24 protein-coding genes and 1 tRNA gene are annotated in these 25958 nt (G+C 69.3%); 6 read left to right on the top strand and 19 right to left on the bottom strand.

From position 1 onward, the window contains the following. Nucleotides 1-7 precede the first annotated feature (7 nt). The 12 genes from A6I89_RS03065 to A6I89_RS03010 all read right to left on the bottom strand — a co-directional run bounded on the left by A6I89_RS03065 (nt 8) and on the right by A6I89_RS03010 (nt 13288). Complete coding sequence (locus A6I89_RS03065; RefSeq protein ID WP_022596794.1) at nt 8-1150, bottom strand: alpha/beta hydrolase family protein; 1143 nt, start codon at nt 1148-1150, stop codon at nt 8-10. A gap of 99 nt (nt 1151-1249) precedes the next feature. Continuing rightward, nucleotides 1250-1723, bottom strand: a complete 474-nt coding sequence (gene ssb, locus A6I89_RS03060; RefSeq protein WP_044991271.1) for a single-stranded DNA-binding protein — start codon at nt 1721-1723, stop codon at nt 1250-1252. A 197-nt stretch (nt 1724-1920) separates the two neighbouring features. Then, entirely contained in the window at nt 1921-3951 is a 2031-nt protein-coding gene (locus tag A6I89_RS03055) for a bifunctional copper resistance protein CopD/cytochrome c oxidase assembly protein (RefSeq protein WP_044991249.1), read from the bottom strand. Continuing rightward, a complete protein-coding gene (locus A6I89_RS03050; RefSeq protein WP_022596800.1) occupies nt 3932-5233 on the bottom strand; it encodes a vWA domain-containing protein in 1302 nt (433 codons plus the stop codon). The genes A6I89_RS03055 and A6I89_RS03050 overlap by 20 nt, the downstream gene beginning before the upstream one ends. After that, nucleotides 5230-5895 (bottom strand): SRPBCC family protein, encoded by a 666-nt coding sequence (locus A6I89_RS03045; protein WP_005512177.1) that lies wholly within the window; start codon nt 5893-5895, stop codon nt 5230-5232. The genes A6I89_RS03050 and A6I89_RS03045 overlap by 4 nt, the downstream gene beginning before the upstream one ends. A gap of 10 nt (nt 5896-5905) precedes the next feature. After that, entirely contained in the window at nt 5906-6766 is an 861-nt protein-coding gene (locus A6I89_RS03040; protein ID WP_044991273.1) for an AAA family ATPase, read from the bottom strand. A 35-nt stretch (nt 6767-6801) separates the two neighbouring features. After that, nucleotides 6802-7392 (bottom strand): nucleotidyltransferase family protein, encoded by a 591-nt coding sequence (locus tag A6I89_RS03035; protein WP_005512170.1) that lies wholly within the window; start codon nt 7390-7392, stop codon nt 6802-6804. Next, on the bottom strand, nt 7383-8267 hold the full coding sequence (locus A6I89_RS03030; RefSeq protein WP_022596803.1) for an XdhC family protein: 885 nt from the start codon (nt 8265-8267) through the stop codon (nt 7383-7385). The genes A6I89_RS03035 and A6I89_RS03030 overlap by 10 nt, the downstream gene beginning before the upstream one ends. A gap of 13 nt (nt 8268-8280) precedes the next feature. Continuing rightward, the gene (locus A6I89_RS03025) at nt 8281-10677 is read right to left on the bottom strand and encodes an aerobic carbon-monoxide dehydrogenase large subunit (RefSeq protein WP_022596805.1); all 2397 of its coding nucleotides are present in this window, start codon (nt 10675-10677) and stop codon (nt 8281-8283) included. After that, nucleotides 10674-11171 (bottom strand): (2Fe-2S)-binding protein, encoded by a 498-nt coding sequence (locus A6I89_RS03020; protein WP_022596807.1) that lies wholly within the window; start codon nt 11169-11171, stop codon nt 10674-10676. The genes A6I89_RS03025 and A6I89_RS03020 overlap by 4 nt, the downstream gene beginning before the upstream one ends. 1 nt (nt 11172) lies before the next feature. Next, nucleotides 11173-12057 carry an FAD binding domain-containing protein gene (locus tag A6I89_RS03015; RefSeq protein ID WP_022596810.1) on the bottom strand — a complete coding sequence of 295 codons (885 nt, stop codon included), beginning with the start codon at nt 12055-12057 and terminating at the stop codon, nt 11173-11175. Nucleotides 12058-12163: 106 nt separating this feature from the next. Continuing rightward, entirely contained in the window at nt 12164-13288 is a 1125-nt protein-coding gene (locus A6I89_RS03010) for an XdhC family protein (protein WP_022596812.1), read from the bottom strand. An 88-nt stretch (nt 13289-13376) separates the two neighbouring features. Between A6I89_RS03010 and A6I89_RS03005 the strand changes: the two genes are divergently transcribed. Together A6I89_RS03005 and A6I89_RS03000 are read left to right on the top strand one after the other, a co-directional pair. Then, a complete protein-coding gene (locus A6I89_RS03005) occupies nt 13377-14333 on the top strand; it encodes a LysR family transcriptional regulator (protein WP_044991251.1) in 957 nt (318 codons plus the stop codon). Between the two features lie 48 nt (nt 14334-14381). Beyond that, nucleotides 14382-14458 (top strand) — tRNA-Arg (locus tag A6I89_RS03000). 30 nt (nt 14459-14488) lie between these two features. Here the strand turns inward: A6I89_RS03000 and A6I89_RS02995 are convergent. Further along, a complete protein-coding gene (locus A6I89_RS02995; RefSeq protein WP_022596816.1) occupies nt 14489-15451 on the bottom strand; it encodes an esterase/lipase family protein in 963 nt (320 codons plus the stop codon). Nucleotides 15452-15590: 139 nt separating this feature from the next. Continuing rightward, nucleotides 15591-17003 (bottom strand): DUF4185 domain-containing protein, encoded by a 1413-nt coding sequence (locus tag A6I89_RS02990; RefSeq protein ID WP_022596817.1) that lies wholly within the window; start codon nt 17001-17003, stop codon nt 15591-15593. 356 nt (nt 17004-17359) lie between these two features. Here A6I89_RS02990 and gdhA point away from each other — a divergent pair, with 356 nt between their 5' ends. Continuing rightward, nucleotides 17360-18703, top strand: a complete 1344-nt coding sequence (gene gdhA / locus A6I89_RS02985) for an NADP-specific glutamate dehydrogenase (RefSeq protein WP_172504590.1) — start codon at nt 17360-17362, stop codon at nt 18701-18703. A gap of 68 nt (nt 18704-18771) precedes the next feature. Here gdhA and A6I89_RS02980 read toward each other — a convergent pair whose 3' ends face one another. Genes A6I89_RS02980 through A6I89_RS02970 form a run of 3 tightly spaced genes read right to left on the bottom strand, consistent with a single transcriptional unit; the run spans nt 18772 to nt 21302 of the window. Then, nucleotides 18772-18984: a hypothetical protein gene (locus A6I89_RS02980; RefSeq protein ID WP_022596820.1), complete on the bottom strand. Its 213-nt coding sequence runs from the start codon at nt 18982-18984 to the stop codon at nt 18772-18774. Between the two features lie 14 nt (nt 18985-18998). Continuing rightward, nucleotides 18999-20183 (bottom strand): fatty acid desaturase family protein, encoded by a 1185-nt coding sequence (locus tag A6I89_RS02975; protein WP_022596822.1) that lies wholly within the window; start codon nt 20181-20183, stop codon nt 18999-19001. A 33-nt stretch (nt 20184-20216) separates the two neighbouring features. Continuing rightward, on the bottom strand, nt 20217-21302 hold the full coding sequence (locus A6I89_RS02970; RefSeq protein ID WP_022596824.1) for a ferredoxin reductase: 1086 nt from the start codon (nt 21300-21302) through the stop codon (nt 20217-20219). A 133-nt stretch (nt 21303-21435) separates the two neighbouring features. On the opposite strand from A6I89_RS02970, the gene A6I89_RS02965 reads away from it, so the two are divergent. Both A6I89_RS02965 and A6I89_RS02960 read left to right on the top strand, forming a co-directional pair. Continuing rightward, nucleotides 21436-22083, top strand: a complete 648-nt coding sequence (locus A6I89_RS02965) for a TetR family transcriptional regulator (RefSeq protein WP_044991252.1) — start codon at nt 21436-21438, stop codon at nt 22081-22083. A 21-nt stretch (nt 22084-22104) separates the two neighbouring features. Then, the gene (locus A6I89_RS02960) at nt 22105-22950 is read left to right on the top strand and encodes an alpha/beta fold hydrolase (RefSeq protein WP_022596825.1); all 846 of its coding nucleotides are present in this window, start codon (nt 22105-22107) and stop codon (nt 22948-22950) included. 7 nt (nt 22951-22957) lie between these two features. On the opposite strand, the gene A6I89_RS02955 is transcribed toward A6I89_RS02960, so the two are convergent. Beyond that, nucleotides 22958-23527 (bottom strand): TetR/AcrR family transcriptional regulator, encoded by a 570-nt coding sequence (locus tag A6I89_RS02955; protein WP_022596826.1) that lies wholly within the window; start codon nt 23525-23527, stop codon nt 22958-22960. A gap of 89 nt (nt 23528-23616) precedes the next feature. Here A6I89_RS02955 and A6I89_RS02950 point away from each other — a divergent pair, with 89 nt between their 5' ends. Then, entirely contained in the window at nt 23617-24444 is an 828-nt protein-coding gene (locus A6I89_RS02950; protein WP_044991277.1) for an acyl-CoA thioesterase, read from the top strand. Between the two features lie 17 nt (nt 24445-24461). Here A6I89_RS02950 and A6I89_RS02945 read toward each other — a convergent pair whose 3' ends face one another. Next, nucleotides 24462-25808 (bottom strand): MFS transporter, encoded by a 1347-nt coding sequence (locus A6I89_RS02945; RefSeq protein WP_022596828.1) that lies wholly within the window; start codon nt 25806-25808, stop codon nt 24462-24464. Nucleotides 25809-25958: the final 150 nt, after the last annotated feature.

Below are 25958 nucleotides of genomic sequence, written 5' to 3'. Positions count from 1 at the left end.
GAGGGGGTCACAGGCGCTGCCGGACGAACGGCGTCGAGTCCGGCAGCGACGCGGCCATCGTCCCGTCATGGTTGGTCGGGTACGTCATGTAGGTGGCGTCGACGCCGGCCAGCCGCAGGTCGGCGATGAGCTTGAACGACAGCGGTGCCGGGACCACGGTGTCGAGCAGCCCCTGCGCGATGAACAGCGGCCGGTCGTAACCAGTGGTGGGCACGCCCAGATACTCGGTCATGGCGGCATGCATCGCGGGTTCGCCGAGCGATCTGGTCAGCAACTCGCCCACCGACACGCCCTTCACTGCCTCGGACTGTTCGTCGTAGCACAGGGTCTCGGCCGCGTCGACGAGTTCCTTGCCGCGCGGGGTGAGGTAGCTGTCGACGTCGACCTGCGGCATGGCCGCGCGCATCCCGGCGAAAATGTACGTCGCGAACACCGTCAGCCCGTCCAGTCCGAGGGGCGGAATCCACGGTCCGCCGATCGAGAACGCCGTCTCGAGGTTCGACGGCGCGCCGGTGGTGACGGCGCCGCGGAAGTCGAGTTCGGGTGCATAGCGAGTCGCGTCGTGCGCGGTGAACAGCGCCGCGTGCCCGCCCTGCGACTGCCCGATCGACATCCACCGCGGTGACAGCTCCGGCACCACGGCCCGGCCCGCGCGCACCATGTCGATCACCGCGGTCGCCTCGGAGGCCCCTTGGAGATAGGGATGGACGCCCGGGGTGCCGAGCCCGATGTAGTCGGTCGCCACGACGGCATACCCCTGGGACAGCCAATGGCCCAGATAGTTCGCGTCGCGCTGGCTGCGCGGATTCCGCGAGGGCGCGCACGCGTCGCCCAGACCCACCGTGCCGTGCGCCCACGACAACACCGGCCACCCACCCTCGGGCGGAGTGCCCTGCGGGACGAAGACCACTCCGGAGCTCTCCGCTGGACGCCCGACCGCATCGCGCGTGATGTACGTGATCCGGTACTCCCGCGCGGCGCCGGGCAGTCCGAGCCCTGCCGGCAGAGCCTCGACGGACTGCACTTTCCCCGCCGTGGCGTCGGCGGGTGCACCGCCCGCCGACGCCACCGCCGGCACCAGCGCGGTGAGGGCGAACACCGCCCCGACCGCGGTCGCGCGACGCAGTGACTCACCGATCGATCGACGCATGTTCGCTCCCTCGGGTTTTCGTTTCCGTTCGGCCTGGGCCGCAGTCACTGTCGCAGACCACCGGATGGTTCGCCCGGCGAAACGCCGAACCTTTCCGACCTACCCGGTGAGAGCCTCGACCCGTTCCTCACGGGCACCGGCCTCCCCGTCCCTGCCTTCCGATTCGGAAGGAGCCTCGCCCTCGGATCCGTCGGTCGCGCCGCCCCGCGCCCGGCCCGACCGGTCGAGCCGGGCGCTGCAGCGCGCGAGATCCGGACCGACCGCTGTGGCCCTCATCTCGAGGTCGGAGCGCGGCTCGCCGTCGCGCGTCTTGTACTCGTTGGTGCGCAGTTCGCCGTGCGCGATGATCGGGTCGCCCTTCATCAGCGACGCACCCACGCCCTGCACGAGCCGGCGCCAGCAGCTCACCGTCAGGTACAGGGTGCCGCCGTCGACCCACTCGCCGGATTCGCGGTCCCGCCGACGGACGTTGCTCGCCATCCGGAAGCTCATGACCTCCTCGCCGGACGTGGTCTCACGCTTGATCGGGTCGGTGATCACGGTGCCCACCACCGTGCCGTGCGTTTCGTACATCGCCATCCCCCTGGATCGGCCGCTCGGGTGGGTCCCCGAGACGGCGAATGCACCGCCCCGGTCGGGACGGTGCATTCGACTGTGCCGTGGATCGCGCCCGGAAACGGGCCGGCGGGGTGATCTGTGGATGAACCGAATCGCCATCCACAGGGTGCGCCGAAGGCGCCCGGACGCCCGGGGCCTGTCGGCGGTGCGTGCTAGTGGCCGGCCTCCCGGTCACGTCGCGCGAGTTCGGCGAACATCGCGTTGTGCGCGGCCAGGTCCGCGTCGTCGTCGCGCTCGGCGGCACGGTCGACGCGTTTGGCGGTCTTCTGGTCGCTGCGCGACCACTGCACCAGCAGCGCGAGCATGACGAGCACCAGCGGAACCTCGCCGGTGGCCCACGCAATGGAGCCGCCCAACTGCTGGTCGTTGAGCAGGTCGGTGTTCCAGTCGAGGCCGAGCGACCGGTAGAACGTCGCGCCCATGACCTCGCCCATGCTCATGAGCGCGATACCGAAGAACGCGTGGAAGGGCAGCGACCCGAACACCATGGCCAGCTTGGTGATGGGCTGCAACTGCCGCGGCGACGGGTCGACGCCGATCACGACCCAGTAGAACAGGTAGCCGCTGAGGATGAAGTGCACGTTCATCAGCAGGTGCGCAGTGTGGCTGTCGACGTTGGCCCCGAAGATGCCGCCGAGATACAGCGCGTAGAAGCCGCCGACGAACAGCACCGACGCCACCAGCGGGTGGGTGAGGAAACGCGAGATGGGGCTGTGCAGGAACGCCAGTAGCCATTCACGCGGGCCCGGGACGCCGTCCTTGCCGGCGGGGCGCATCGCCCGCAGCGCGAGGGTGAACGGTCCGCCGAGCACCAGCAGCACCGGCGCCAGCATCGACAGCGCCATGTGGGCGCCCATGTGAACACTGAACATCGCCGGTGCGTACCGGCCGACACCGGACGACGTACCGATGAGCAGAACCAGGCAGCCGGCGAACCACGCGATGGTCCGGCCCACCGGCCAGCTGTCGCCGCGCTTGCGCAGGGTCCGCAGACCGACGAAATACAGCACGGCGAGGACGATCGCGGCGGTGCCGAAGATCAGGTCGAAACGCCAGTCCAGCATCAGCTTCGCGAAGGTCGGCGGACCGTCGAGGTTGTAGCCGAGTTCCACCTCGGTGAGCGTCGGCACCGACGACGGCGGGGGCGGCGGAGTGCGGCCGAGTCCGACGGCGATGCCGATCGTCGCGGCGAACACGAGGGCCTCGGCGCCCGCGAACCGGATGAGCGCGCCCCGCGACTCCGGGTCGGCGGCGAGCGCGGGCAGCGCGCGTCGACGCTGGAGGAAGCCGAACACACCGAGCACCACCAGCGCGACGATCTTCGCGACGATCAGGCGCCCGTAGGTGGTGGAGAAGAGGTCGTCCAGCGGAACGCGGACGAGCGCGTTGACGACGCCACTGATGGCCATCGCCACGAAGCAGATGGTCGCCACGAACGAGAACCGTCGGGCGGCGACATCGGTGTGGGCACCGCGACGGCGGGCATGCGCGAGCAGGGCGAAGAGGCCGCCCGCCCAGAACGCTGCGCCGACGAGGTGCCAGATCAGGCTGTTGGTGGCGACGTCGTGCGAGCCCCCCGAGGACGAATGCCCGGTCAGCGCCAACGGCATCATCGTCGCGACTCCCAGCGCCAGCAGGAACGGCGTCCAGGACCAGCGCAGCGCGATCCGGCACAGCACGGCGAGGACCACGGCCATGATCGCGGTCCACTGCCACGCGACGGCCGTCTCCACCTGACCGATCGCCGAGAACAGGTTCGACGGCTTGACGGCTTCCGAGAACGGCTGACCCGATGTGTCCGACAGCGTGAGTGGCACCAGGATCACCGCGCTGACCGCCCACACGAACGCGGCGTGCGAGGCGGTGCGCACCGCCCGGTAGCCGTCGATGTCGAGGACGCCCGACTTCTGGGGCGGCACCATGAACGCCGCGAACAGCAGCGAGCCGATCGCGATGACGGCGGCGATCTCGCTGACCGCGCGCAGGGCCGGCAGGCCGTACGTGGTGAGCGGGCCCGGATCCGGGATGCCCATCAGCACCAGCGCCTGCGACGCCGACATGGCGACCACGAGGGCGGCGACGAGGCCGGCGAAGACGCCGCTGACCGCGAAGAACAGGCCGGAACCGGGACGGGACGAGGGAACGGGAGCGTGCTCGGTCTGCTCACGCACGGGTGTTGCCATGCCTACCAGGGTAGGACCTACGACAATCTGTCGGACTCGTGCCTCGCCCCGGCCGCGGCTGCCGGAGCGCGGGCGGGCCCCCGACGATCTCGAGCACCTCCGCCAGCGCCGCCACGGTGTGCGCGGGCAGGAAGTCGTCGCAGTACGGCAACGCCGCGGCCATCGACCCGGCGGGCGGCTCGAAACCCGGTTGGGCGGCGCGGGGATTGAGCCAGACGAGTCGGTGGGCGCGGCGGCCGACCCGGGCCACCGCCCCCGCCAGGTCGGCCGGGTCGTCGCTGTCCCAGCCGTCCGAGGCGACGATCACGACGGCGCCGCGCAACGACGACCCGTGTGGCGAGGACAACAGTGCGTCGAGGCTGCGGGCGATGTGAGTGCCGCCGAATCGGTCGACGACTCGTTCGGTCGCGCGCTGGGCGGCGACCTCGGCGCTGCGGTGCGCAAGCGTCGGCGTCAGCCGAGTGAGCCGGGTCGAGAACACGAACACCTCGGCGTCGCCGGGCCGGGATCCGAGCACGACCGCGCGCATCAGATGCAGACAGGCGTCGGCGTACCCGCGCATGGATCGGCTCACGTCGCACACCAGCACGATGCGACGCGGACGGGGGCGAGGCCGGTCCCGCGCCACCCGGACCGGCTCGAACCCGGTACGTCCCGCACGACGCATCGTCGCCCGCAGATCCACCCGGCCGTGCCGATGCGGTTCGCGCCGACGGCTCCGCCGTGCCGGCCATCGTCGCCGCGCCCGCTCGAGCCGTGCGCCGAGTGCCCGCAGATCTGCGTCGTCGAACGCGTCGAACGGCTCGCCCGCGAGATCCTCGCGCGGGCTGGGTAACCGCTTGCAGGCACCGACGGCCGCCGAGGTCTCGTCGTCGGACGCTCCGGCGCGCGTCACCCACGGCAGTGCCGTCCGCTCCCCCCTCGTATCTCCCTCGTGCACCGACGGACCGGGCTCCGGCCGTACGGAACGATCGTGCGGGCCGTTCCGTGCAGCGGCGCGGGCAGCCGGGTCGAGCGTGAGGACCGCGTCGGAGAACACCGTCGCGAACACGGCATCGAATCGCTCGAGATCGATCCGGCGGCCGACGAGCGTGATGCGGGCGGTCCAGTAGAGCCGGCGCCGGTCGGTCGGCGGCAGCACCCGCAGCGCCTCGGTGAACCGCCCCGCCCCGCTCGCCGACACCGCGATCCCGACCGATCGCGCCCGCGACACCAACGCGACGGCGAACGCCGCGAGGTCCACCCCGCGCAGCAGTGGGGCCGGAGCGTCGGGGGCCGTCACCGCCGGCGCGCTCGCAGGACGGTGAAGACGACGGCGGCCGCGACCGCCGCGGCGATCCAGGGCAGCAGCCGGCGCGCGGCCCCGATCCCGGACAGTGCCACGAGGTCGATGGGCTCGACGTCCGGTTCGACGGCGACCGGCCCGGTCAGCCCGGACACAGCAGCGACGCCGGGGCCGTTGTCGGGCGGAGGCAGCGCACCCGTCGCAGTGCCACTCGTCTCGGAAGCGAGCCGGTCCTCGAGCGACGACGCGAACTGCCCCATGAGCTTCGCGGACACCTGCGAGATCATCCCGCTGCCGAACTGGGCGAGCTTGCCGACCACCTTCATGTCGGTGTCGACGGTCACCCGCGTCGCGTCACCCTCCTCGTGCAGGCGCGCGGTGATGGTGGCGGACGCGTTGCCGCTGCCCCGCTTCTCCTTGCCGCGCGCGTCGATCACCGCGGTGTGGGACCGGGCGTCCTTCTCGGCGAAGGAGGCGCGGCCGGCGAACTCGGTCGTGACCGGCCCCACCTTGATCTTGACGGTGCCGAGGTAGTCGTCGCCCTCGCGGCCCGTCATCCGCGCGCCCGGCAACAACGGTGCGATGCCCTCGAGGTCGGTGAGCACCTCCCATGCCCGCTCGATGGGGGCGTCGACCGTGAACTGGTCTGCAATCTTCATCGTCGTCCTCTCATCCTGTCCTCCCGCACGCGGCGTACGCAGTCACCGCCTCGGCCAGCACGGTCCGGTCGTCGGGGGTCTTCGCGATCGCGCCGAGGCTCGCGAGCGCATCGGCCGCCACGAGGTCGGCGGCGCCGAGCGCGGCGAGTGCCGACACCCAGTCGACGGCCTCGGCGACGCCCGGCGCCTTGTCGAGGTCGAGACGGCGGGCCACGCCCAGGAAGTCGGTGACGCTCGCGATCAGCGGCTGCGTCGCGCCGGGAACCGTGCGACGCAGGATCGCCGCGGCCCGCTCCGGAGCCGGGTAGTCGATCCAGTGGTAGAGGCAGCGTCGGCGAAGTGCGTCGTGCAGGTCCCGGCTGCGGTTCGACGTCAGCACGACGATCGGCGGCCGGTCCGCGACGAACGTACCGATCTCGGGCACCGTCACGGCCGCCTCGCCGAGGAACTCGAGCAGCAGCGCCTCGAATTCGTCGTCCGCGCGGTCGATCTCGTCGATCAGCAACACCGGTGGGATCGGCCCGCGGTGCCGCACGCAGCGCAGGATCGGGCGTTCGAGCAGGAACGGTTCGGTGAACAGGTCCGCCTCCTGCAGCCGGTCACCGCGCGCCTCGGAGACCCGCACGGCCAGCAGTTGCCGCTGGTAGTTCCAGTCGTACAGGGCCTCGTCGGCGCCGAGGCCCTCGTAGCACTGCAGTCGCACCAACGGTGTGGTCAACGCGGCAGCGAGCGCCTTGGCCGCGGTCGTCTTCCCCACCCCGGGCTCCCCCTCGAGCAGCAACGGCCGCCCCAGTTGCAGCGCCAGGAACAGCGCCGTGGCGGTGCCCTCGTCGAGGAGATAGTCCCGCTCGTCGAAGCGGCGGATCAGCATGTCGACGTCGGGGACGATCGCGGTGACGGCCTCGGTCACGAGGCGTCCCGGTCCTGGTCGAGCAGCGCCCGGTACTCGTCCCACGTGTCGACGTCGAGGGGTATCCGGCCTTCCGCCGGCACGTCGAACACGTCGATGTCGTCGCGGTCGAACAGCTTCCACACGGCCTTGTCGCCGTACAGGTCGGCGAGGTCGCCGAACACGTCCCGCCCCAGCCACAGCGGATGTCCCTCGCCGTCGCGGTAGCGACACAGTCCGATGTTCTCGAGACGGCCCCGCTCGACCAGCGCGCGGACCGCACGGGGAGACACCCCGGGCTGGTCACCGAGCATCAGCACGATCCCGGAGGCGAGGGGGTCGATGTGCGGCAGGGCGGCTTTCACCGAAGCCGAGCATCCGCTTGCGGCGTCCGGGCAGTGCACGACGGTGCATCCACCGAGGTCGACGAGGTCCTCGATGGCGTCGGCGGATCCGGGCACCGTCACCAACAGCTGGTGGAAGCGGCAGGCGCGGGCCACCGTGAGCGTCGCGTCGAGCAGCGTCGCCCCGCGGTAGGGCAGGAGTTGTTTCGGCCGACCCAGCCGCCGCGACGATCCGGCGGCGAGCACCAGTCCGGTCACGAACATCGCGCACGCTCCTTCTCGTAGGCGCGGCGGCAGCCCGGCGCGCAGAACCAGTAGTCCTCCCCGTCGATCTGCAGGTGCGGCGTGTCCGCGCCGACGAGGACCGTCATGCCGCACACCGGATCGATGACAGTGAGGGCCGCATCCGGTTCCGCCTCGGCCGCAGCCGAATCCAGCTGCCCGATCCGGATCGCGCGCACCAGTTCGGCCGCGATCGACACCGCGATCTCCCCCGGAGTTCGGGCACCGATCGGAAGCCCTGCCGGGGTGTGCACGACAGCCCGTTCCGGTTCGTCGAGGTCGAGTTCGTCGACGATCGCGGCGCCGCGCCTGCTGCTCGCCACCAGTCCGACGTAACCGACTCCCGAGTCCAGCGCCTCGCGGATCACGGCAGGTTCGTCGCCGCCGAGACTCGCGACGATCACCGCAGCCTCCCCGTCGCCGACGGAGATGCCCCGGCGGACGTCGACGTCGAGCACCTCGAGGACCCGGGCGACGGCGTCGGCGACCGGCGTGGCGCCGGCCACCCGCACGATCGGGGCCGGCAGGCACGGTTCGAGGAAGATCTCCATCGCCCCACCGGACAGGCACGGGTTCACGACGACGTCGGCGCCCGGCGCGTCCGGGAAGGCCGGTCCGCCGTCGGGCAGGATGCGCAGCAGCACGCTCTCCCCCGACGCGACGGCATCGAGCGCCGCGCGGCGCACCGAGTTCTGAACACAGTGTCCACCGACGAATCCCTCGATCATGCCGTCCGGCAACACGATCGCCCGATCGCCGGGCCAGGTCGACGTGGGCTGTTGGGCGCGGACCACCGTCGCACGCACGAACGGACGCCGCTCGCCCGTCAGTTCGGCGGCGCGCGCACTCAGGTCCATGCGAACTCCTTCGTCAGATCGGCGGGGTCGCGCGACCCTGCATCGCCTCCCACACCCGCGACGGTGTCAACGGCATGTCCGCGTGCCGCACCCCGAACGGTTTCAAGGCGTCGACGACGGCGTTCACCACCGCCGGCGGTGAGCCGACCGTCGCGCTCTCGCCGATCCCCTTGGCGCCGATCGGGTGGTGCGGCGAGGGGGTGACGGTGTACCCGGTCTCGAGGTGCGGCACCTCACGCGCGGTCGGAATGAGGTAGTCCATGAGCGACCCGCCGAGACAGTTGCCGTCCTCGTCGAACGCGACGATCTCCATGAGCGCCATGCCGATTCCGTCGGTGATGCCGCCGTGCACCTGACCCTCGATGATCATCGGGTTGATCCGGGTGCCGCAGTCGTCGACGGCGAGGAAGCGGCGCACGCTCACCTGCCCGGTGCCCGGGTCGACGTCCACGACGCAGAAGTACGCGCCGTACGGGTACGTGAGATTCTCCGGGTTGTAACAGATCTGGGCCTCGAGCCCGCCCTCGATGCCGTCGGGCAGATCGCCGGCCCCGTACGAGCGCATCGCGATGTCCTGGATCGTCACCGCCGCCGACGGGTCACCCTTGACGTGAAAGTTGCCCTTCTCCCACTCCAGGTCGGCGACGGACACCTCGAGCATCCCCGACGCGATGATCCGCGCCTTGTCGCGGACCTTGCGGGCCACCAGCGCCGCCGCCGCGCCCGACACCGGCGTCGACCGGCTGCCGTACGTGCCGAGTCCGAACGGGGTGTTGTCCGTGTCGCCGTGGACCACGTCGATGTCCTCGGGCGGGATGCCAAGTTCCTCCGCGACGATCTGCGCGAACGTCGTCTCGTGCCCCTGGCCCTGGGTTTGCACGGACAGCCGGACCACGGCCTTGCCGGTCGGATGCACGGTGAGTTCACAGCCGTCGGCCATGCCGAGCCCGAGGATGTCCATGTCCTTGCGCGGTCCGGCGCCGACCGCCTCGGTGAAGAACGACATCCCGATGCCCATCAGCTCGCCGCGCCGACGCCGCTCGGCCTGCTCGCGGCGCAGGTCGTCGTAGCCGATCATGTCCATGGCCTTGCGCATCGTCGTCGCGTAGTCGCCCGAGTCGTACTTCCACCCGGTCTTGGAGGTGTACGGAAACTGCTCTGGGCGCAAAAGATTGCGCAGCCGCAGCTCCGCGGGGTCCAGGTCGAGATCGAACGCGAGACAGTCGACCAACCGTTCCACCAGGTATACCGCTTCGGTGATCCGGAACGAGCACGCGTACGCGACTCCCCCCGGTGCCTTGTTCGTGTAGACCGCGGTCATGTGGCAGTACGCGGCCTCGAGGTCGTAGCTACCGGTGAACACGCCGAAGAACCCGGCCGGGTACTTCACCGGGGCCGCGGTGCCGTTGAACGCACCGTGGTCGGCCAGGACGTCGGTGCGGATCGCGAGGATCTTCCCCTCCCGCGTGGCGGCGATCTCGCCGACCATGATGTAGTCCCGCGCGAAGCCGGTGCTGGTGAGGTTCTCGCTACGATCCTCCATCCACTTGACGGGTTTGCCGGTGAGCAGCGACCCGACGATGGCGCACACGTAGCCCGGGTAGATCGGTACCTTGTTGCCGAAACCGCCGCCGATGTCCGGCGAGACCACCCGGATCTTGTGCTCGGGCAACCCTGCGACCAGCGCGTACAGCGTGCGGTGCGCGTGCGGGGCCTGGCTGGTCGACCACAGCGTGAGCTTGCCGTCGACGGCGTCGTAGTCGGCGACCGCGCCGCACGTCTCCATCGGCGCCGGATGCACGCGCGGGTAGACCATCTCCTGCCGTACCACCACGTCGGCCCTGTCGAACACGGCCGCGGTGGCGGCGGAATCTCCCGTCTCCCAGTCGAAGCAGTGGTTGTCGGTCTTGCCGTCCAGGTCGGTGCGGATGACGGGGGCGTCCGCGGCGAGGGCTCGGCGGGCGTCGATCACCGGGTCCAGGATCTCGTACTCGACGTCGATCAGCTCGAGCGCGTCGCGCGCCGAGTACCGGTCCTCGGCAACGACGAACGCCACCTCCTGCCCCTGGAACCGGGCCTTGTCCGTCGCGAGCACCGCCTGCACGTCGTTCGACAGAGTCGGCATCCACGCCAGGCCCTTCTCGGCGAGATCGGCGCCGGTGACGACCGCCGCGACCTTCGGGTGCGCCTGCGCGGCCGTGGTGTCGATCCGCACGACCCGCGCGTGCGCCACCGGCGACCGCAGGATCGCCAGGTGCAGCATGCCGGGCAACTGCACGTCGTCGACGTAGCGTCCCTGGCCGCGGATGAACCGCGGGTCCTCCTTGCGGAGCATGCGACCGTGCCCGCATGGCTTGCCGTCGTTGACGGGGCGGTCGGGGTCCGTCTGCGGGTGGTCGAGCGTGGTCACGACGCGCCTCCCGTGGTGACGGTGTCGGTGGTCGCGCCGCCGTGCTCGGCCGCCCACCGGACGGACCGGACGATCGTGGTGTAACCGGTGCACCGGCAGATCTGGCCCGAGATCGCCTCGCGGATCGTCTGTTCGTCCGGGTCGGGGTCGCGGTCGAGCAGTGCGCGGGCGGTGATCATCATGCCGGGCGTGCAGAATCCGCACTGCAGGCCGTGGCACTGCATGAAGCCCTCCTGCACCGGGTCGAGGACGCCGTCGGCGGCCAGCCCTTCCACGGTGCGGACCGCGCGCCCGTCGGCCATCACGGCGAGCATGGTGCACGACTTCACCGGTTCGCCGTCCACCGCGACCACACACGTCCCGCAGTTGCTGGTGTCGCATCCCCAGTGAGTTCCGGTGAGGCCCAGACGGTCCCGCAGGAAGTGCACCAGCAGCATGCGCGGCTCCACGTCGTCGGCGACCTCCGCGCCGTTGACCGTCATCGTCACCTGCATCTCACAGCTCCGTCCGTCCGGTGTGCGCCCGCTCTGCGGCGGTCCGCAGCGATCGGACGGTCAGTTCCTCGGCGAGATGCCGCTTGTAGGCGGCGGTGCCGCGCGAATCCGTGACGGGTTCGCAGGCCTGCCCGGCCAGTTCGCCCGCCCGCCGGAAGTTCTCCTCGTCGGCCGGTTGCCCGCGCAGGACGTCCCCGATGTCGGCCAGACGCTCGGCGTCGGGCACCACCGCGGTGAGGCCGAGCCGCGCCGCCGCGATGCGGTCACCGTCCAACCGGATCGCGGCGCCGGCGGCCGCGATCGCCCAGTCCCCCACCCGCCGTTCGACCTTCGTGTACGCACTCGATCCCGACGGCACCCGGGGAATCCACACCTCGGTGAGGATCTCGTTGCCGCGGACGGCCGTCTCGTAGGGCCCGACGAGGAACTCCTCCATCGGCACCTCCCGCACCCCGGTCGGCCCACGGATCACACAGACCGCGCCCACCACCGTGCACACCGTCGTGAGGTCCTCGGCCGGATCGGCCTGGCACAGCGACCCGCCGATCGTGCCGCGGTTCCGCACCACCGGGTCCGCGATCACCCTCTCGGCGTCCCGGAAGATCGGCAGCAGCCGAGCCAGATCGTCGGACTCGAGAATCTGGCGATGCCGGACCATCGCCCCGATCCGCACCGCGTCCGCCTCGACCGTGATGTCGCCGAGCTCGGCCGCCAGGTCGTTGATGTCGATGAGATATTCGGGGTTCGCCAGCCGCAACTTCATCATCGGTAGAAGACTGTGGCCACCCGCGACGATCCGCGCCTCGTCGCCCAGCCGATCCAGCAGGGCGATCGCATTCTCTACATCGGTGGCGCGCTCGTATTCGAACAGTCCCGGAACCTGCATGTGGCACTCCTCACAGCCCGGACACCTTCCAGCGTGTGCCCGGTCGGGCGGGGCGTCAAGCGCGATTCAGCGAAAGCTTGATCTCGACTCGACACGGCCGCCCCGATCACCCGTTTCGCTCGTGATGGATACCTCCGCGCAGGTCACGCAGGGGCAGCCCGCCGCCGCCCCAGCGCCGCGCGATGATCTCCGCCGCGATGGACACGGCCGTCTCCTCGGGAGTGCGGGCCCCGAGATCGAGCCCGATCGGGCTCGACAGCCGGGCCAGATCCACGTCGGTCAGACCGGCCTCGCGCAGCCGGTCCAACCGGTCGCGGTGGGTGCGCTGTGAGCCCATGGCCCCGACGTACCCGACGTCCGGCAGTCGGAGCGCGACCGCCAGCAACGGGACGTCGAACTTGGGATCGTGGGTGAGCACACAGATCGCCGTGCGGCCGTCGACTTCCCCCGCGTCGGCCTGCGCTTCGAGGTACCGGTGCGGCCAGTCGACCACCACCTCGTCGGCGGTCGGGAAGCGCGACGCGGTCGCGAACACCTCGCGCGCGTCACACACGGTCACCCGGTATCCGAGGAACTTCCCCTGCCGAGCGACCGCGGCCGCGAAGTCGATCGCCCCGAACACCAGCATCCGGGGCGGCGGCGCATAGCTCGCGACGAACACCCGCAGGCCCTCGCCGCGCCGCTGCCCGTCCGGCCCGTACGCGAGTACCGCGGTCCGGCCGGCCGCGAGCAGACCGCGGCCGTCGTCGACGACCGCGGCGTCGAGCCGGTCCGAACCGAGCGTCCCCGAGACGTCGTCGGGTCGGATTACCAGGTGCTGCCCGACGCGACCGGCGACGTCGTCGACGACCGTCGCCACCGCCACCGGACGCCGCTCCGCGATGTCGTCGGCGACGTCTGCGAGGGCGGGAAACGTGGCGCGGGAGACCGGCTCGACGAACACGTCCAGGATGCCGCCGCACGTGAGCCCGACCGCGAACGCGTCGTCGTCGCTGACGCCGTACCGCTCGAGGGTCGGCCTCCCCGTCCGGACCGTCTCGGACGCCGATTCGTAAACCGCGCCCTCGACGCACCCGCCGGACACCGAACCGGACACCCGGCCGTCGGGGGCGACCACCATCGCAGCCCCCGGAGCGCGCGGCGCGGAGTGGAAGGTGGCGACCACCGTGGCGAGTCCGGCCGTCTCGTCCGCGCGCCAGATCGCGAGCAGATCGGACAGAACGTCGCGCATGGCTTCAGCCTCCAGCCCCGGCCGTCGCCGCAGGTGAGGCCGGTCCATTCGCAGATGTCGATCTTCCTCGGCCCGTACCCTCGAGGGCGTGACACCCGCTCAACTGCGAGCCTATTCCGCGGTGGTGCGGCTCGGATCGGTTCGAGCGGCAGCGCGTGAATTGGGCATGACGGATTCGGGTGTCTCCATGCATATCGCCCAGCTCCGCAAGGAACTCGACGACCCCCTGTACTGCCGACGGCCGTCGGGGCTCGCTTTCACACCGGGCGGGCTGCGCCTCGCGAGCCGGGCCGTCGAGATCCTCGGGCTACAGCAGCAGACGGCGCTCGAGGTGAGCCAGGCCGGCAACGGCCGACGCCTCCTGCGGATCGCGGCGTCCCCGCTGTTCGCCGAACACGCCGCCCCCGGGCTGATCGACCTGTTTGCCGGGCGCGCGAAGGATCTGTCGGTCGAGCTGAGCGTCCACCCCGTCCGGCAGTTCGCAAATCTGATCTCCTCGCGGGCCGTCGACGTCGCGCTGGGGCCGCGGGTCCTGGGCGAGCGGCAGCCGCTGTGCCTGCACCCGTTCCTGCAGTACGAGGTGCTCACGGTGTGCGCACCCCAGCACCCGATGGCGCGGACCCGGCCGTCGCTGCGGCAACTGCGCGAGCAGCAGTGGTTCCTCGGACCGTCCGCGGCCGGCGGCGACGGCGTGATGCGGCACATGCTCCGCGCACTCGACATCCCCCACGAGCGGCAACGGATCTTCCAGAGCGACGCCGCCGCGATCGAGGCGGTCCGGCGGTCGTCGGCGTTGACGCTGGCACTCGGCTTCGCGATCGACGACGAACTGTCGGCCGGCTCTCTCGACCTCGTCGAAGGTCCGGAACTGCGCGCGGCGGGCGAATGGTGCGCCACGACCCTGCACCACCAGCACCTCCAGCCCGCCGCGACCGAACTGCTGCACTTCGTCAGCACACCGCGATGCATCCAGGCGATGATCCGCGGCACCGGCGTCGACGTCGCCCACTTCAAACCCAAGGTGCACGTCACACTCTGGAGCTGACCCCGGATGCGCGAATCACCCCGAATCAGCAGGTATGCTCTTGGCCGCGCCTCCGTAGCTCAGTTGGATAGAGCAAGAGCCTTCTAATCTCTAGGTCGCAGGTTCGATTCCTGCCGGGGGCACCACAAAACTGCAGCGACCGAACCGGCATGTGATCATCCCACCGGCGTACCGGTAAACGGGGCAACCATCACGCACGGCACCGGTTCCGGGTACCGCGGATCGAGCGCGTTGAGCACATATCCGGCTGCGACGGGCGACGCGGCCAGCGCCGCATGCTCCGAGTAGTCCTGTGGGCACCGATCCTGGACGACGATGTTCGTCGCGTTCGGACCGGGGACGAGACCACTGGTGTACGGCACGACGAGCTCGTCGTACCTGGTGGCGATGTTCGTGTACGCGACGCCGGGCGCATACGGACTGCCGCCCTCGTTCATCTTCTCGATGAAATCGGCGCCCGGCGCCATGTCCAGGCAGGACGCGCACAGCCGTCCGAACGTCTGCTCCTGCAACGGCTTCAGGCCGAACTGCTCGACGAGGGCCGTGATCTCGCCGGCGCCGAAGGAGCCGGCCCCACCCCACAGCGGCGCCAGTGACACATACTTGTCCACCTTCGCCGCGTCGCCGAGGAACTTCAGGTAGTAGTTCGGCATCAGGGTGCCCTGCGAGTGGCCGACGATGTCGACGTTGCTCGCGCCGGTGGCGGCAAGCACCTCGTCCACGAAGACCGACAACTCCTGTGCGCTCTGCTCGAGCGGCGAGAGTGCGCCGAAGGCACTCATCGGCCACGTCGCGTCCGGACGCGTGCCGTAGGTGGGCGCGAAGACGCAATAGCCTTCGTTCTTCAGCAGGGGAACGTATGTGGCCCAATTTGTCTGCCGATTCGCACCCGTGCCGTGGACGAGGATCACCGGATTCGGATGGGCCTCGGTCGGCTTACAGGTCCAGTCGTTCGAACCCGGAATCGAGCCGCCAGGGTTTGCCGTCTCGAGCGCGATACCTTCGAAGAAATTGTGCGGCACGGGTAGCGGATCGGCCCCGACGCCTGGCGTCGCCACAACGGGCAGGGCGAGCGCCCACAACGCTGACGCACAGACCGCGGCGAAGAACGCACGCATGTAGATCCCCCTCGGCTGTTCCACCAGAACCCCGACCGACCGACCGAAACCTAGCACCCGCGTGAGGTTTCGGACGCGAACTGCAAGCGGCCCGCCCCCGGTGGACGGGGACGGGCCACTTGCTACGAACTGCGATCGATCACTCGACCGCGTCGGGCTCGACGAAGCCCTCGGGGGTCTGGAAGCCCTCGAGCCTCTGCTCGCCGGTGATCGCCGGGTCCGGGCGATCGAACGTGTCGGTGGACGCCACCCGCATGCCGCTCAGATCGGTCTTCATGTAGATCACGTTGTAGCGGTCCCACGTGGTCAGTACGAAGTAGAGATTCTTGTCGGTGCCGTTCTTGTTCGTCCACGGATGCATGAAACCGCCGTACAGCGACGGCAACGCAGTCGAACCGATCAACGTCTGCGTGCCACTCCAGTTGATCAGGTCCGACGACTGCCGGATCTTCAGACCGCCCATGTCGGTGTACATCGCGACGTACTTGCCCAGGTACGGATTCCATTGCACCGACAGTTCGCTGACGTTGCCGCGGATCACCGGAACGGCGTCGGCGATGTCCTGGCTCCACCCCGAACCGGTTCGGTACTCGTAAGCGTTGAGGTTACGAATGTCCGCCTTCGGTACACGGGCGAGGCGCGCCTCCCCCGATCGACCGGAGGGCGTTCCGAACTCGTAGACGTAGTTGCTGTCAGCACCGCGCCCCGGAACAAAGGCACTCATCTGCCAGTTCTTGTTGCTGGTCGCCAGATTCGGGACGCCGGGCAGGTCGAGACCGTCCAGCACGCCCTCGCGGTTGAGGCGGACGGTGGCCGGATCCGTGGTCCAGTTCTCACCGTTGTCGGTGGAGAAGGCCAGGCCCGAGTAGTTGGTGGTCCACTCTCCCGGCACGTCCCACGAACGGACCGACATCCAACGCACGTACTGCACGCCGTCGACCGCGACGCCGCCGGTCGGGATCACCGTGAACTCGGGCATCGTTCCCGGAGGCAGGTTCAGCAAACCCTTGATGACCTGTCGCGAGAAGTTCCCGCCAGGGGTATCGAGCGGAGAACTGTCGATGCGCATGCCGTCGGCCAGATTGGCGTCGTTGCTGCGGAACAGGACGTTGCTGCGCCACTGGTCGCCGTCGATACCGCAGTCTCCCACGGTGTCACCGAAGGCCATCAGCACCTGACCGGCCCCGTTGTCCCACATGATCCCGAGGTCGGTGCCGGCGACGCTGAAGCGGTCGATCGTGTCGTTCGGGCTGCCCGGCCCCGTCACCATCTCGAGTGCCTTGGTGGGGCCGGACAACACCGGTAGCGCACCGTTGGGCGCGCCGGTGATCCACGGCAGCGTGTTGGCCAGCGATCCCGTCGCGCTTCCGAGGCTGCCCGCGCCCAGACTGCCCATCAGGCTGCCCGTCAGGCCCGAACTCCCGAGGCTGCCGCCGCCCTGACCGCACGGGCCACCGACTGCAGCGGCCGGCGTCGCCATCGCGACCGACAGTCCGGCGGTGACCGCGGCGGCCGACAGGGCTGCCGCCCACCTCCGATTTGCTTCTCTCACAGACCGATTCCCTTCCACAGGTGGAGACGGAGGGAGACAACCCCAGTGCGGCCCGACCGCTGATTCCCCCGAATACGTTCGTCGGTCAATGATCAAACCACGGAAAAGCCCCGATCACGACGTTTCCTGTGTGACTGCTGGGGAAACTGTGACTCTGCCCGACCCTCGGACGCCGGACTCGAACTCGTGCCACCGGCCCCGACACGGGTCTCCTAGCAATCTTCGCAACCACGTAACACGATGTTCACACGTGGCTAATCTCACTTTCCGCAGGTAACCGTCGAAGTCGTGCACCCTCGCGGACTATCGTGTAACGGAAAGATTAATAAGTTCTCACGGAATCAGGTAGGTGAATGTTGTCTGTACGCGACCGCGTTGAGGAGATCTACAAGCAGGTACTCCTTCGCAATGCTGGCGAGCCGGAGTTCCACCAGGCGGTCGCCGAGGTCTTCGAGTCGCTCACCGTGGTTCTCGATCGGCACCCGAACTACGCCGACGGCGCCCTGATCGAGCGTCTCTGCGAGCCCGAGCGGCAGATCATCTTCCGTGTGCCGTGGCAGGACGACAACGGCAACATCCACGTCAACCGTGGTTTCCGCGTGCAGTACAACAGCGTGCTCGGCCCGTACAAGGGCGGCCTGCGCTTCCACCCGAGCGTCAACCTCGGCATCGTGAAGTTCCTGGGCTTCGAGCAGATCTTCAAGAACTCCCTCACCGGCCTGCCCATCGGTGGAGGCAAGGGTGGCTCGGACTTCGACCCCAAGGGCAAGTCCGAGTCCGAGATCATGCGTTTCTGCCAGTCCTTCATGACCGAGTTGCAGCGCCACATCGGTGAGTACACCGACGTCCCGGCCGGTGACATCGGCGTCGGTGGACGCGAGATCGGCTACCTGTTCGGCCAGTACAAGCGCCTCAACAACTCCTACGAGTCGGGCGTCCTCACGGGCAAGGGCCTCACGTGGGGCGGTTCGATGGTCCGCAAGGAGGCCACCGGCTACGGTGCCGCCTACTTCGTCGCCGAGATGATGGCCGCCAAGGGCGACTCCATCGAGGGCAAGAAGGCCGTCGTGTCCGGCTCGGGCAACGTCGCCATCTACGCGATGGAGAAGATCCACCAGCTCGGTGGCACGTCCATCGCCTGCTCCGATTCCTCGGGCTACATCGTGGACAACGCCGGCATCGATCTGGAACTGCTCAAGGAGATCAAGGAGGTCCGTCGCGGCCGCATCTCCGAGTACGTCGACGAGCGTCCGGACGCGCAGTACTTCCCGGGCGGCAACATCTGGAACGTGCCGTGCGACATCGCGCTGCCGTGTGCCACGCAGAACGAGCTGGACGACGTGTCGGCGAAGGCCCTGGTGAACAACGGCGTCAAGGCCGTCGCCGAGGGCGCCAACATGCCCACCACGCCGGGTGGTATCGCGGTGTTCCGCGAGGCCGGCATCGCGTTCGCGCCGGGCAAGGCAGCCAACGCCGGTGGCGTCGCGACCTCCGCGCTGGAGATGCAGCAGAACGCATCGCGTGACTCCTGGAGCTTCTCCTACACGGACGAGCGCCTGTCGAAGATCATGCGCGGCATCCACGAGCGTTGCTCCACCACGGCCGAGGAGTACGGCAAGCCGGGCGACTACGTCCTGGGCGCCAACATCGCCGGCTTCGTGAAGGTCGCCGACGGAATGTTCGCCATGGGCGTCATCTGATCGACCCGCAGACAGAAGTCGGGCCCGGCACCTGTGACAGGTGCCGGGCCCGATTCGTTTGTCAGGGATCAGCTCTCGTCGGCGTCCGGCCGCTCACCGTCCTCGCGCGCTTTCCGTGCCGCCTCGCGCATCTCGATGCCGTCGGCGATCCAGTCACCCACCTCCCGGGTGACGTCCCGGACGGCACCGGCGATGATCACCGCGATCGCGCCGACGTGTGTGGCCGCGGACTCGGTCAGTTCCTGCACCGTGTCCTTACCTCGCTCGAACTTCCCCACCATGTTCGACGTGCCTCTCATGCAGCGGTCTTCCGACGCTCGACGATAACACCGCTCACCGGCGCCCGGCCGACGAGCGACGGCGGCAACGCGAACCGGAAGATCTTGGCCCACACGGTGCCGATCTGCCGGAAGAAGCCGCCGGTGTTGTACGGCAGGTCGTAGCGTTCGCACAGTTCCCGGACCCGCGGCGCCATCTCCGGGTACCGGTGCGCCGGGATGTCCGGGAAGAGGTGGTGCTCGATCTGGTGCGACAGATTGCCCGACATGATGTGGAACAACGGGCTTCCGGTGATGTTGGCGCTGCCGAGCATCTGCCGCAGGTACCACTGGCCGCGCGTCTCGTCGGCGGTCTCGTCCTCGGTGAAACTCTGCACGCCGGACGGGAAGTGACCACAGAAGATGATCGAGTACGCCCACACGTTGCGGACCACGTTGGCGGTGGCGTTACCGAGCAGGGTCGAGACGAACAGCGGGCCGGTGAGTGCCGGGAACAGCACGTAATCCTTGAGCACCTGACGGCCGGCCTTGCGCCACCAGCCCCGCACGAGCGGTTTGACGTCCGACCACCTGCGCTTGCCCTGGATCACGTTCTCGGCCTCGAGGTCGTGCAGCATCACGCCCCACTCGAACAGGAACATCAGTGCGGTCGCATACAGCGGATTGCCCAGGTAGTAGGGGTTCCAGCGCTGCGCCTCGTCCATCCGCAGGATGCCGTACCCGATGTCGCGATCGCGGCCGACGATGTTCGTGTAGGTGTGGTGCATGTAGTTGTGCGAGTGCTTCCACTGATCCGCCGGGCACACGGTGTCCCACTCGAACACCCGCGAGTTCAGGCCGGGCTCACGCATCCAGTCGTACTGGCCGTGCATGACGTTGTGCCCGATCTCCATGTTGTCGAGGATCTTCGAGATCGACAGTGCCCCCACTCCCGCCAACCAGAACGGCGGCAGGAATCCCAGGTACATCAGGCCGCGGCCGGCGACCTCGAAAACGCGCTGCGCCTTGATGATCCGGTAGATGTACTCGCGGTCTGCGGCGCCGAGATCGGCGACGACCTCGTCACGCAGCGCGTCGAGTTCCCGGCCGAGTGCCTCGACGTCGTCGTAGCCGATGACGGTGACCTCGGGCTCGGGGTCGCGGCCACCGAATTTCAGAAACCCGGGCAGGGCCAGGAACCCGGGAACGCTCAGTCCGAACATGGGTTTCTCCTCTGGTCGTGGTGGACCGGTAGGTCAGACATCGATCTCGACGTCCCCGACCGGCGCCGAGATGCACAGTTGGATCGACTGCTCCGGGTCGTCGTGGGTATCACCGGTGCGCAGGTTGCGGGTGCGCCCGGACCGTTTGACCGCGGTGCACGAGAAGCAGATGCCCATCCGGCAGCCGAATTCCGGCTGCAGACCCGCGGCCTCGGCCTGGTCGAGCAGGCTGGCTCCGGTGTTCTCCGCGGTGACGCCGCTGCGCGTGAAGGACACGACGCCGTCCGCCGGTCCGGAGGCCGCCGGCGGGTCGATCCGAAACCGTTCGGTGTGCATCTGTTCACCGAATCCTTCGGCGTCGAGCATCTCCTCGACCGCCGCCGAGAGCGTGTCCGGACCGCACACGAACACCTCCGATTCCGGCCCGAACCACGGCGCCACGGCGTCGAGGTGCTCGCGCCGGAACCGCCCGTCGACCGAGGTCTCGACGACGCGGACAGTCACGTTGTCGTGCGCCTGATCGATCGCGCGCAACTCGCCCGGGACGGGAACGTCGTCCAGCGTGCGGGTGTAGTGCAGGAACGCGACAGACCCGGCGAACCCCTCGTCGACGAGGGTGCGCAGCATCGACAGCACCGGAGTGATCCCGCTACCGCCGCTGACGAGGACCACCTGCGCCGGTCGCGGCTCGGGCAGTGTGAATTCGCCTGCCGCCGTAGACAGGTCGAGCACCATTCCCACAGCCGCCTCGCGGACGAGATACTGCGAGACCAGCCCGCCGGGGTGCGCCCGCACGATCAGCCGAATCGAGTCCCGCGCCCCGCCCTGGGCACCGGTGGGCGAATAGCACCGGGTGTGCCGCACGCCGTCGATCACGACGCCGAGTTGCACGAACTGGCCCGCCGCGAAGCCGCGCCACTGCCTGGTGGGCCGCAGATCGAGCACCACCGAATCCGATGTGGGGCGTTCGACCCGCACGACGCGGGCCCGCATGTCGCGAGCGGTCGCCATCGGGTCGAGCAACTCGAGGTAACGGTCGACCGCATGGGGGGTGGCGAGCGCCTCGAGCAGCGACAGCAGCGGCCGTCGGCGCGCTCGCTCCGGGGAAGTCGTCGTCATGATCATCTCCTCACGAGAGATTTTCAGTGCACACTCGTACACTGATTAGTGTGAACGCGATTACCCCCTACCTGTCAATCCCGGAGGCGCGTGACGGCGATCACTGCACGACCCGGACGGTGCCCGGGACCCGATGCCTAGACTCGACGCCGTGACCGAACCGGTGGAGACCCGCGCGCAGCGCAAGGAGCGCACGCGGCAGGCCTTGCTGGACCGGGCACTCGAACTCCACGCCGACCGCACTTTCGCGAGCGTGAGCCTGCGTGAGGTCGCGCGCGCCGCGGGCATCGTGCCCACGGCCTTCTACCGGCACTTCGCGTCGATGGACGAACTCGGCGTCGTGCTGGCGGAGGACAGCATGCGCGTGCTGCGCCGAATGCTGCGGGACGCCCGGCGCACTCCGAGCAGCAGAAACGCCCGCGACTCCCTCGACATCCTCGTGCGCCAGGTGCGCGCCCACGAGGCCGAGTTCCGGTTCGTCGCCCGCGAACGGTACGGCGGCGTCCCGGAGGTGCGGCGTGCGATCGCGACCGAACTGCGCCTGTTCGTCAGCGAACTCACCATCGACCTCGGACGCATGCCGGCGCTGGGCGACTGGGATGCCCCGGACCTCGAGATGGCCGCAGACTTGATCGTGCAGGCGATGCTGGCCGCGGTCGTCGATCTGCTCGAGGTCGATCGCCCCGGTTCGGCCGACGAACGGGCGGTGATCGACCGCACCGCGAAGCAACTGCGGCTGATCACGATCGGCATGGGCGGGTGGAAACCGGCGCGCCCATAGCGATTCCGCTACCGTGGCGCAATGACCGACGACTCACGGACCGATCGCGTGCGCCTGGGCGAACTGACCTTCGATGTCACCGTCGCGGGCCCCGACGACGGAACCCCGATCCTCCTGCTGCACGGTTTCCCGGAGAGTTCGGCGTCGTGGCGCCCGGTCACCCCGCGCCTGGTGCGCGCCGGTCTGCGGGTCATCGCCCCGAACCAGCGCGGTTACTCCCCCGACGCCCGGCCGGAGCGGGTGGACGAGTACCGCTTCGACCGTCTCGTCGGCGACGTCGTCGGACTGCTCGACGCCTACGACATCGAGTCGGCGCACCTGGTCGGCCACGACTGGGGTGCGGCCGTCGCCTGGCAGGTCGCCGGGGGCCATCCGGAACGGATCCGCAGCCTCACCGCGGTCTCGGTTCCGCACCCGGCCGCGTTCGGGTGGGCGCTGAGGGAGGATGCCGATCAGCAGCGCCGGTCCGGCTACATCGGCCTGCTCCGCCAGGAAGGGAAGGCTGAAGCCGTTCTGCTCGAAGACGATTCGCGTCGCCTGCGCGCCATGTTCGGCGACGGGAACGACCCAGAACTGGTGGAGGAGCACGTGCGTCTGCTGTCGCAGCCGGGTGCGCTCACGGCAGCGATGAACTGGTACCGCGCTATGACCCGGGCGTTCGGCGATCTACCGCCCGTCCGGGTGCCGACGACGTATGTGTGGAGTACCGCAGACCCGGCGCTCGGGCCGGCGGCCGCCAAGCGGTGCGCCGAGTTCGTCGATGCGTCCTACCGTTTCGTGGTCCTCGACGGCGCGAGCCACTGGATCCCGGAGGAGCATCCGGACGCGCTGGCGGACGCGATCCTCGCCCGCGTGGCGCAGGCCTGACCTACGGTCACGCGCGCAGCAGCACCTCGAGTTCGTCGACGACGGCGTCGAGTGGCGCCGACGTGCCCTGCGCCTGGGCCATCACGAGCGCGCCCTCGAGAGCACTGACCACCAACACCGCCAGCGACGCCGACCGGTCCTGAGGCACCCCGTCCTCGACGAGACTCGCGGCGATCAGCTCGCACCACTCGGCGAAGGTGACGCCGGCGACCTCACGCGCGCCGCGCTCGGTGCCCAGAGCCGCCGCGACGATGGGGCATCCCGCCTCGTAATCCGTTGCCTCGAGCCCGCGGCGCCACAGATCGACGAGCGCCCGCAGCGCCGACACGGTGTCACCCGACTCGAGCACCCGGGCCACACCGCGGCCCAGGTAGGCGGCGGCGGACTGGGTGGCCTCCTCGACGAGCTGCGACTTACCGCCCGGGAAGTGGTGATAGATCGAACCGCGGGGCGCGCCGCTGTGCGCGAGCACGTCGGCGAACGACGTCGCAGCGACGCCCTGCTCACGGATGAGCGCGACCGCGCTGTCGATCATTGCGGCCCGGGGCCCGGCCCCGGGGTCCTGCCGCCTCGCCATGTCGTCACCTTCCGCCGTCGCACGGTTGCCGTCCGCTTCTATGTATGTTGTCATACTTAGAACCGGATCGTCAGCTGTCAGGAGTGGTCGTGACCCAGATCGTCGCACCTACGCACCCGTTCGACGTGGCCGTCGAACTCTCCCCCGAGTTGGGCGCACCCGGCGTCTTCCTGGGCCACACCTCCCCCGCGTACGCGAACATGGTGGGTCCGTTCGGTGGCATCACCGCCGCGACCCTGCTGCGCGCGGTCCAGCAACATCCCGAACGTCTGGGCGACCCGCTGTCCCTCACGGTGAACTTCGCGGGTCCCATCGCCGACGGCGCGTTCGAGGTGTCCGCCCGCCCGACGCGGACGAATCGGTCTACGCAGCACTGGAACATCGAGCTCGCCCAGGACGGCGTCGTCACGACGACGGCCACCGCGGTATTCGGCAATCGCCGGGATACGTGGGCGTCCACCGAGATCGAGGCGCCCCCGGCCCCGCCCGCCGATGACGTGGCCGCTGCAGGTTTCCCCGACTTCATCGCGTGGGCGCGCAATTACGAGATGCGGTTCGTCACCGGCGAGCTCCCCACTCCCGAAGCGGGCGGACAGCCGGATTCGACGACCACGATGTGGGTGCGCGACGCCCCGCCGCGAGCGCTGGACTTTCCGGCACTGACATCGCTGTGCGACGTCTTCTACCCGCGCGCGTTCCTGCGTCTGGGTCGGTACCTGCCCGCGGGCACCGTCTCACTCACGGTGTACTTCCACGCCGACGCGACGTTGCTCGCCGCGCAGGCCGACGACGCCGTCCTCGCCACCGCCCGAGCGCAGCGGTTCGGAAAGGGCTACTTCGACCAGTCCGGTGAGATCTGGGGCCACGACGGAGCCCTGCTCGCCACCACCCACCAGCTGGTGTACTTCAAGGACTGACCCGCGGTGACCGCATGTCACGTGGGGAGAGATTCGGCCGTGTCGCGCTCCGGCGCCCGCACCGCGGCCAGCGCGGCGAGGCCGATCCCCAGGACGACAAGCAACCCGACGATGCCCGCCCGGTCGGCGCCGAACCACCAGGCGAAGAAACCGAACAGTGTCGGCGCGAGGAACGACACCGCGCGGCCCGTGGTGGCGTAGAGACCGAACAACTGACCTTCCCGGCCCGGCGGGGTGATGCGCGCGAGGAAGGTGCGAGCCGACGACTGTGCGGGCCCGACGAAGAGGCACAGCAAGAGGCCGAAGATCCAGAAGAGCAGCGTCCCCGAGACACCGATCAGCACGACACCGACCGCGATCATGGAGACCAGTGACGCGACGATGACCGCCTTCGGGCCGACTCGGTCGTCCAGACGCCCGGCGACGATCGCGCCGAGTGCGGCGACGACGTTGGCAGCGACTCCGAACAGCAGGACGCTGTCCGACGCCATCCCGTACACGTTGACCGCGAGCACGGCACCGAACGTGAAGACTCCGGCCAGCCCGTCGCGGAACAGTGCACTGGCGATCAGGAACCAGACCGTCCGCCGGTCCGCCTCCCAGAGGTCCTTCAGATCGCGCCACAGGACGCGGTACGACTCGACGAATCCCGCCTTGGCGGCGCCGGGATCGGCGGCACTGCGCGGAAGTTCCGGCACCGCGAAGAGAACCGGCAAGGCGAACACCGCGAACCACGCTGCCGCGAGGAGCGCGACGAGCCGGATGTTGAGGCCACCTTCGGTGGTCAGCCCCAGCAGTCCGCGGCTGTCGCCGTCGCCCGCGATGAACCCGAGATAGCACACGAGCAGCAGGACGATCCCGCCGAAATAGCCCATGGCCCAGCCGAAACCGGATACCCGGCCGATGTTCTCGGGGGTGGACACCTGCCGCATCATCGCGTTGTACGGCACACCCGCCAGCTCGAAGATGACAGAGCCGACGCCGAGCAGCACCAGTCCGAGCCACAGGTAGTGGTAGTCGTCGACGACGAGGAACATCGCCGCCATGGTCGCGATCGTCAGGAACGTCAGCAAGGCGAGCGACCGTTTGCGGCGCCCGGTCGCGTCGAACCTCTGGCCGCTGACCGGCGCGAGGACGGCGATGAAGAAGCCTGCGATGCCGAGTGACCACCCGAGCCAGGTGCTCGCCGAGATCGATCCCGGGAGGTCGTCACCCACCGCGTCGGTGAGGTAGACGGAGAAGACGAACGTGACGATGACGGCGTTGAAAGCCGCGCTGCCCCAGTCCCACAGTCCCCACGCCGCGACCTGCCGGCGGGACGCCGCCTGCCCGATGCCTGCTTCGCCGACCACTTCCGCACCCATGGCGGTGAGCCTACGTAGTCGGGCGAGAACCGCAGGACGACGTGCGCGTCCGTGTCGCCGACCGACGTCGGCGCCCGATCACCCGCACCCCGGAACCACCCCCAAAAAAGGGAATCCATCCTTCTATCAAATTTCTGCAGGCCTTTCAAT

Source organism: Prescottella equi (genome assembly GCF_002094305.1).
Classification (GTDB): domain Bacteria; phylum Actinomycetota; class Actinomycetes; order Mycobacteriales; family Mycobacteriaceae; genus Prescottella; species Prescottella equi.
The sequence above is the reverse complement of the archived record's forward strand: the minus strand, read 5'-3'. Positions and strand labels throughout refer to the sequence as shown.

Bases quoted from the DNA above. Each gene is read 5' to 3' on its own strand.
- A6I89_RS02980 (WP_022596820.1), bottom strand. From the start codon at position 18,984: ATGGTGGGGAAGTTCGAGCGAGGTAAGGACACGGTGCAGGAACTGACC.
- A6I89_RS02960 (WP_022596825.1), top strand. From the start codon at position 22,105: ATGACCGACGACTCACGGACCGATCGCGTGCGCCTGGGCGAACTGACC.
- A6I89_RS03015 (WP_022596810.1), bottom strand. From the start codon at position 12,057: ATGCAGGTTCCGGGACTGTTCGAATACGAGCGCGCCACCGATGTAGAG.
- A6I89_RS03040 (WP_044991273.1), bottom strand. From the start codon at position 6,766: ATGCTGATCCGCCGCTTCGACGAGCGGGACTATCTCCTCGACGAGGGC.
- A6I89_RS02965 (WP_044991252.1), top strand. From the start codon at position 21,436: ATGCCTAGACTCGACGCCGTGACCGAACCGGTGGAGACCCGCGCGCAG.
- A6I89_RS03010 (WP_022596812.1), bottom strand. From the start codon at position 13,288: ATGCGCGACGTTCTGTCCGATCTGCTCGCGATCTGGCGCGCGGACGAG.
- A6I89_RS03035 (WP_005512170.1), bottom strand. From the start codon at position 7,392: ATGTTCGTGACCGGACTGGTGCTCGCCGCCGGATCGTCGCGGCGGCTG.
- A6I89_RS03045 (WP_005512177.1), bottom strand. From the start codon at position 5,895: ATGAAGATTGCAGACCAGTTCACGGTCGACGCCCCCATCGAGCGGGCA.
- A6I89_RS02975 (WP_022596822.1), bottom strand. From the start codon at position 20,183: ATGTTCGGACTGAGCGTTCCCGGGTTCCTGGCCCTGCCCGGGTTTCTG.
- A6I89_RS02995 (WP_022596816.1), bottom strand. From the start codon at position 15,451: ATGCGTGCGTTCTTCGCCGCGGTCTGTGCGTCAGCGTTGTGGGCGCTC.
- A6I89_RS02945 (WP_022596828.1), bottom strand. From the start codon at position 25,808: ATGGGTGCGGAAGTGGTCGGCGAAGCAGGCATCGGGCAGGCGGCGTCC.
- A6I89_RS03020 (WP_022596807.1), bottom strand. From the start codon at position 11,171: ATGCAGGTGACGATGACGGTCAACGGCGCGGAGGTCGCCGACGACGTG.
- ssb (WP_044991271.1), bottom strand. From the start codon at position 1,723: ATGTACGAAACGCACGGCACGGTGGTGGGCACCGTGATCACCGACCCG.
- A6I89_RS03065 (WP_022596794.1), bottom strand. From the start codon at position 1,150: ATGCGTCGATCGATCGGTGAGTCACTGCGTCGCGCGACCGCGGTCGGG.
- A6I89_RS02970 (WP_022596824.1), bottom strand. From the start codon at position 21,302: ATGACGACGACTTCCCCGGAGCGAGCGCGCCGACGGCCGCTGCTGTCG.
- A6I89_RS02955 (WP_022596826.1), bottom strand. From the start codon at position 23,527: ATGGCGAGGCGGCAGGACCCCGGGGCCGGGCCCCGGGCCGCAATGATC.
- A6I89_RS03030 (WP_022596803.1), bottom strand. From the start codon at position 8,267: ATGGACCTGAGTGCGCGCGCCGCCGAACTGACGGGCGAGCGGCGTCCG.
- A6I89_RS03055 (WP_044991249.1), bottom strand. From the start codon at position 3,951: ATGGCAACACCCGTGCGTGAGCAGACCGAGCACGCTCCCGTTCCCTCG.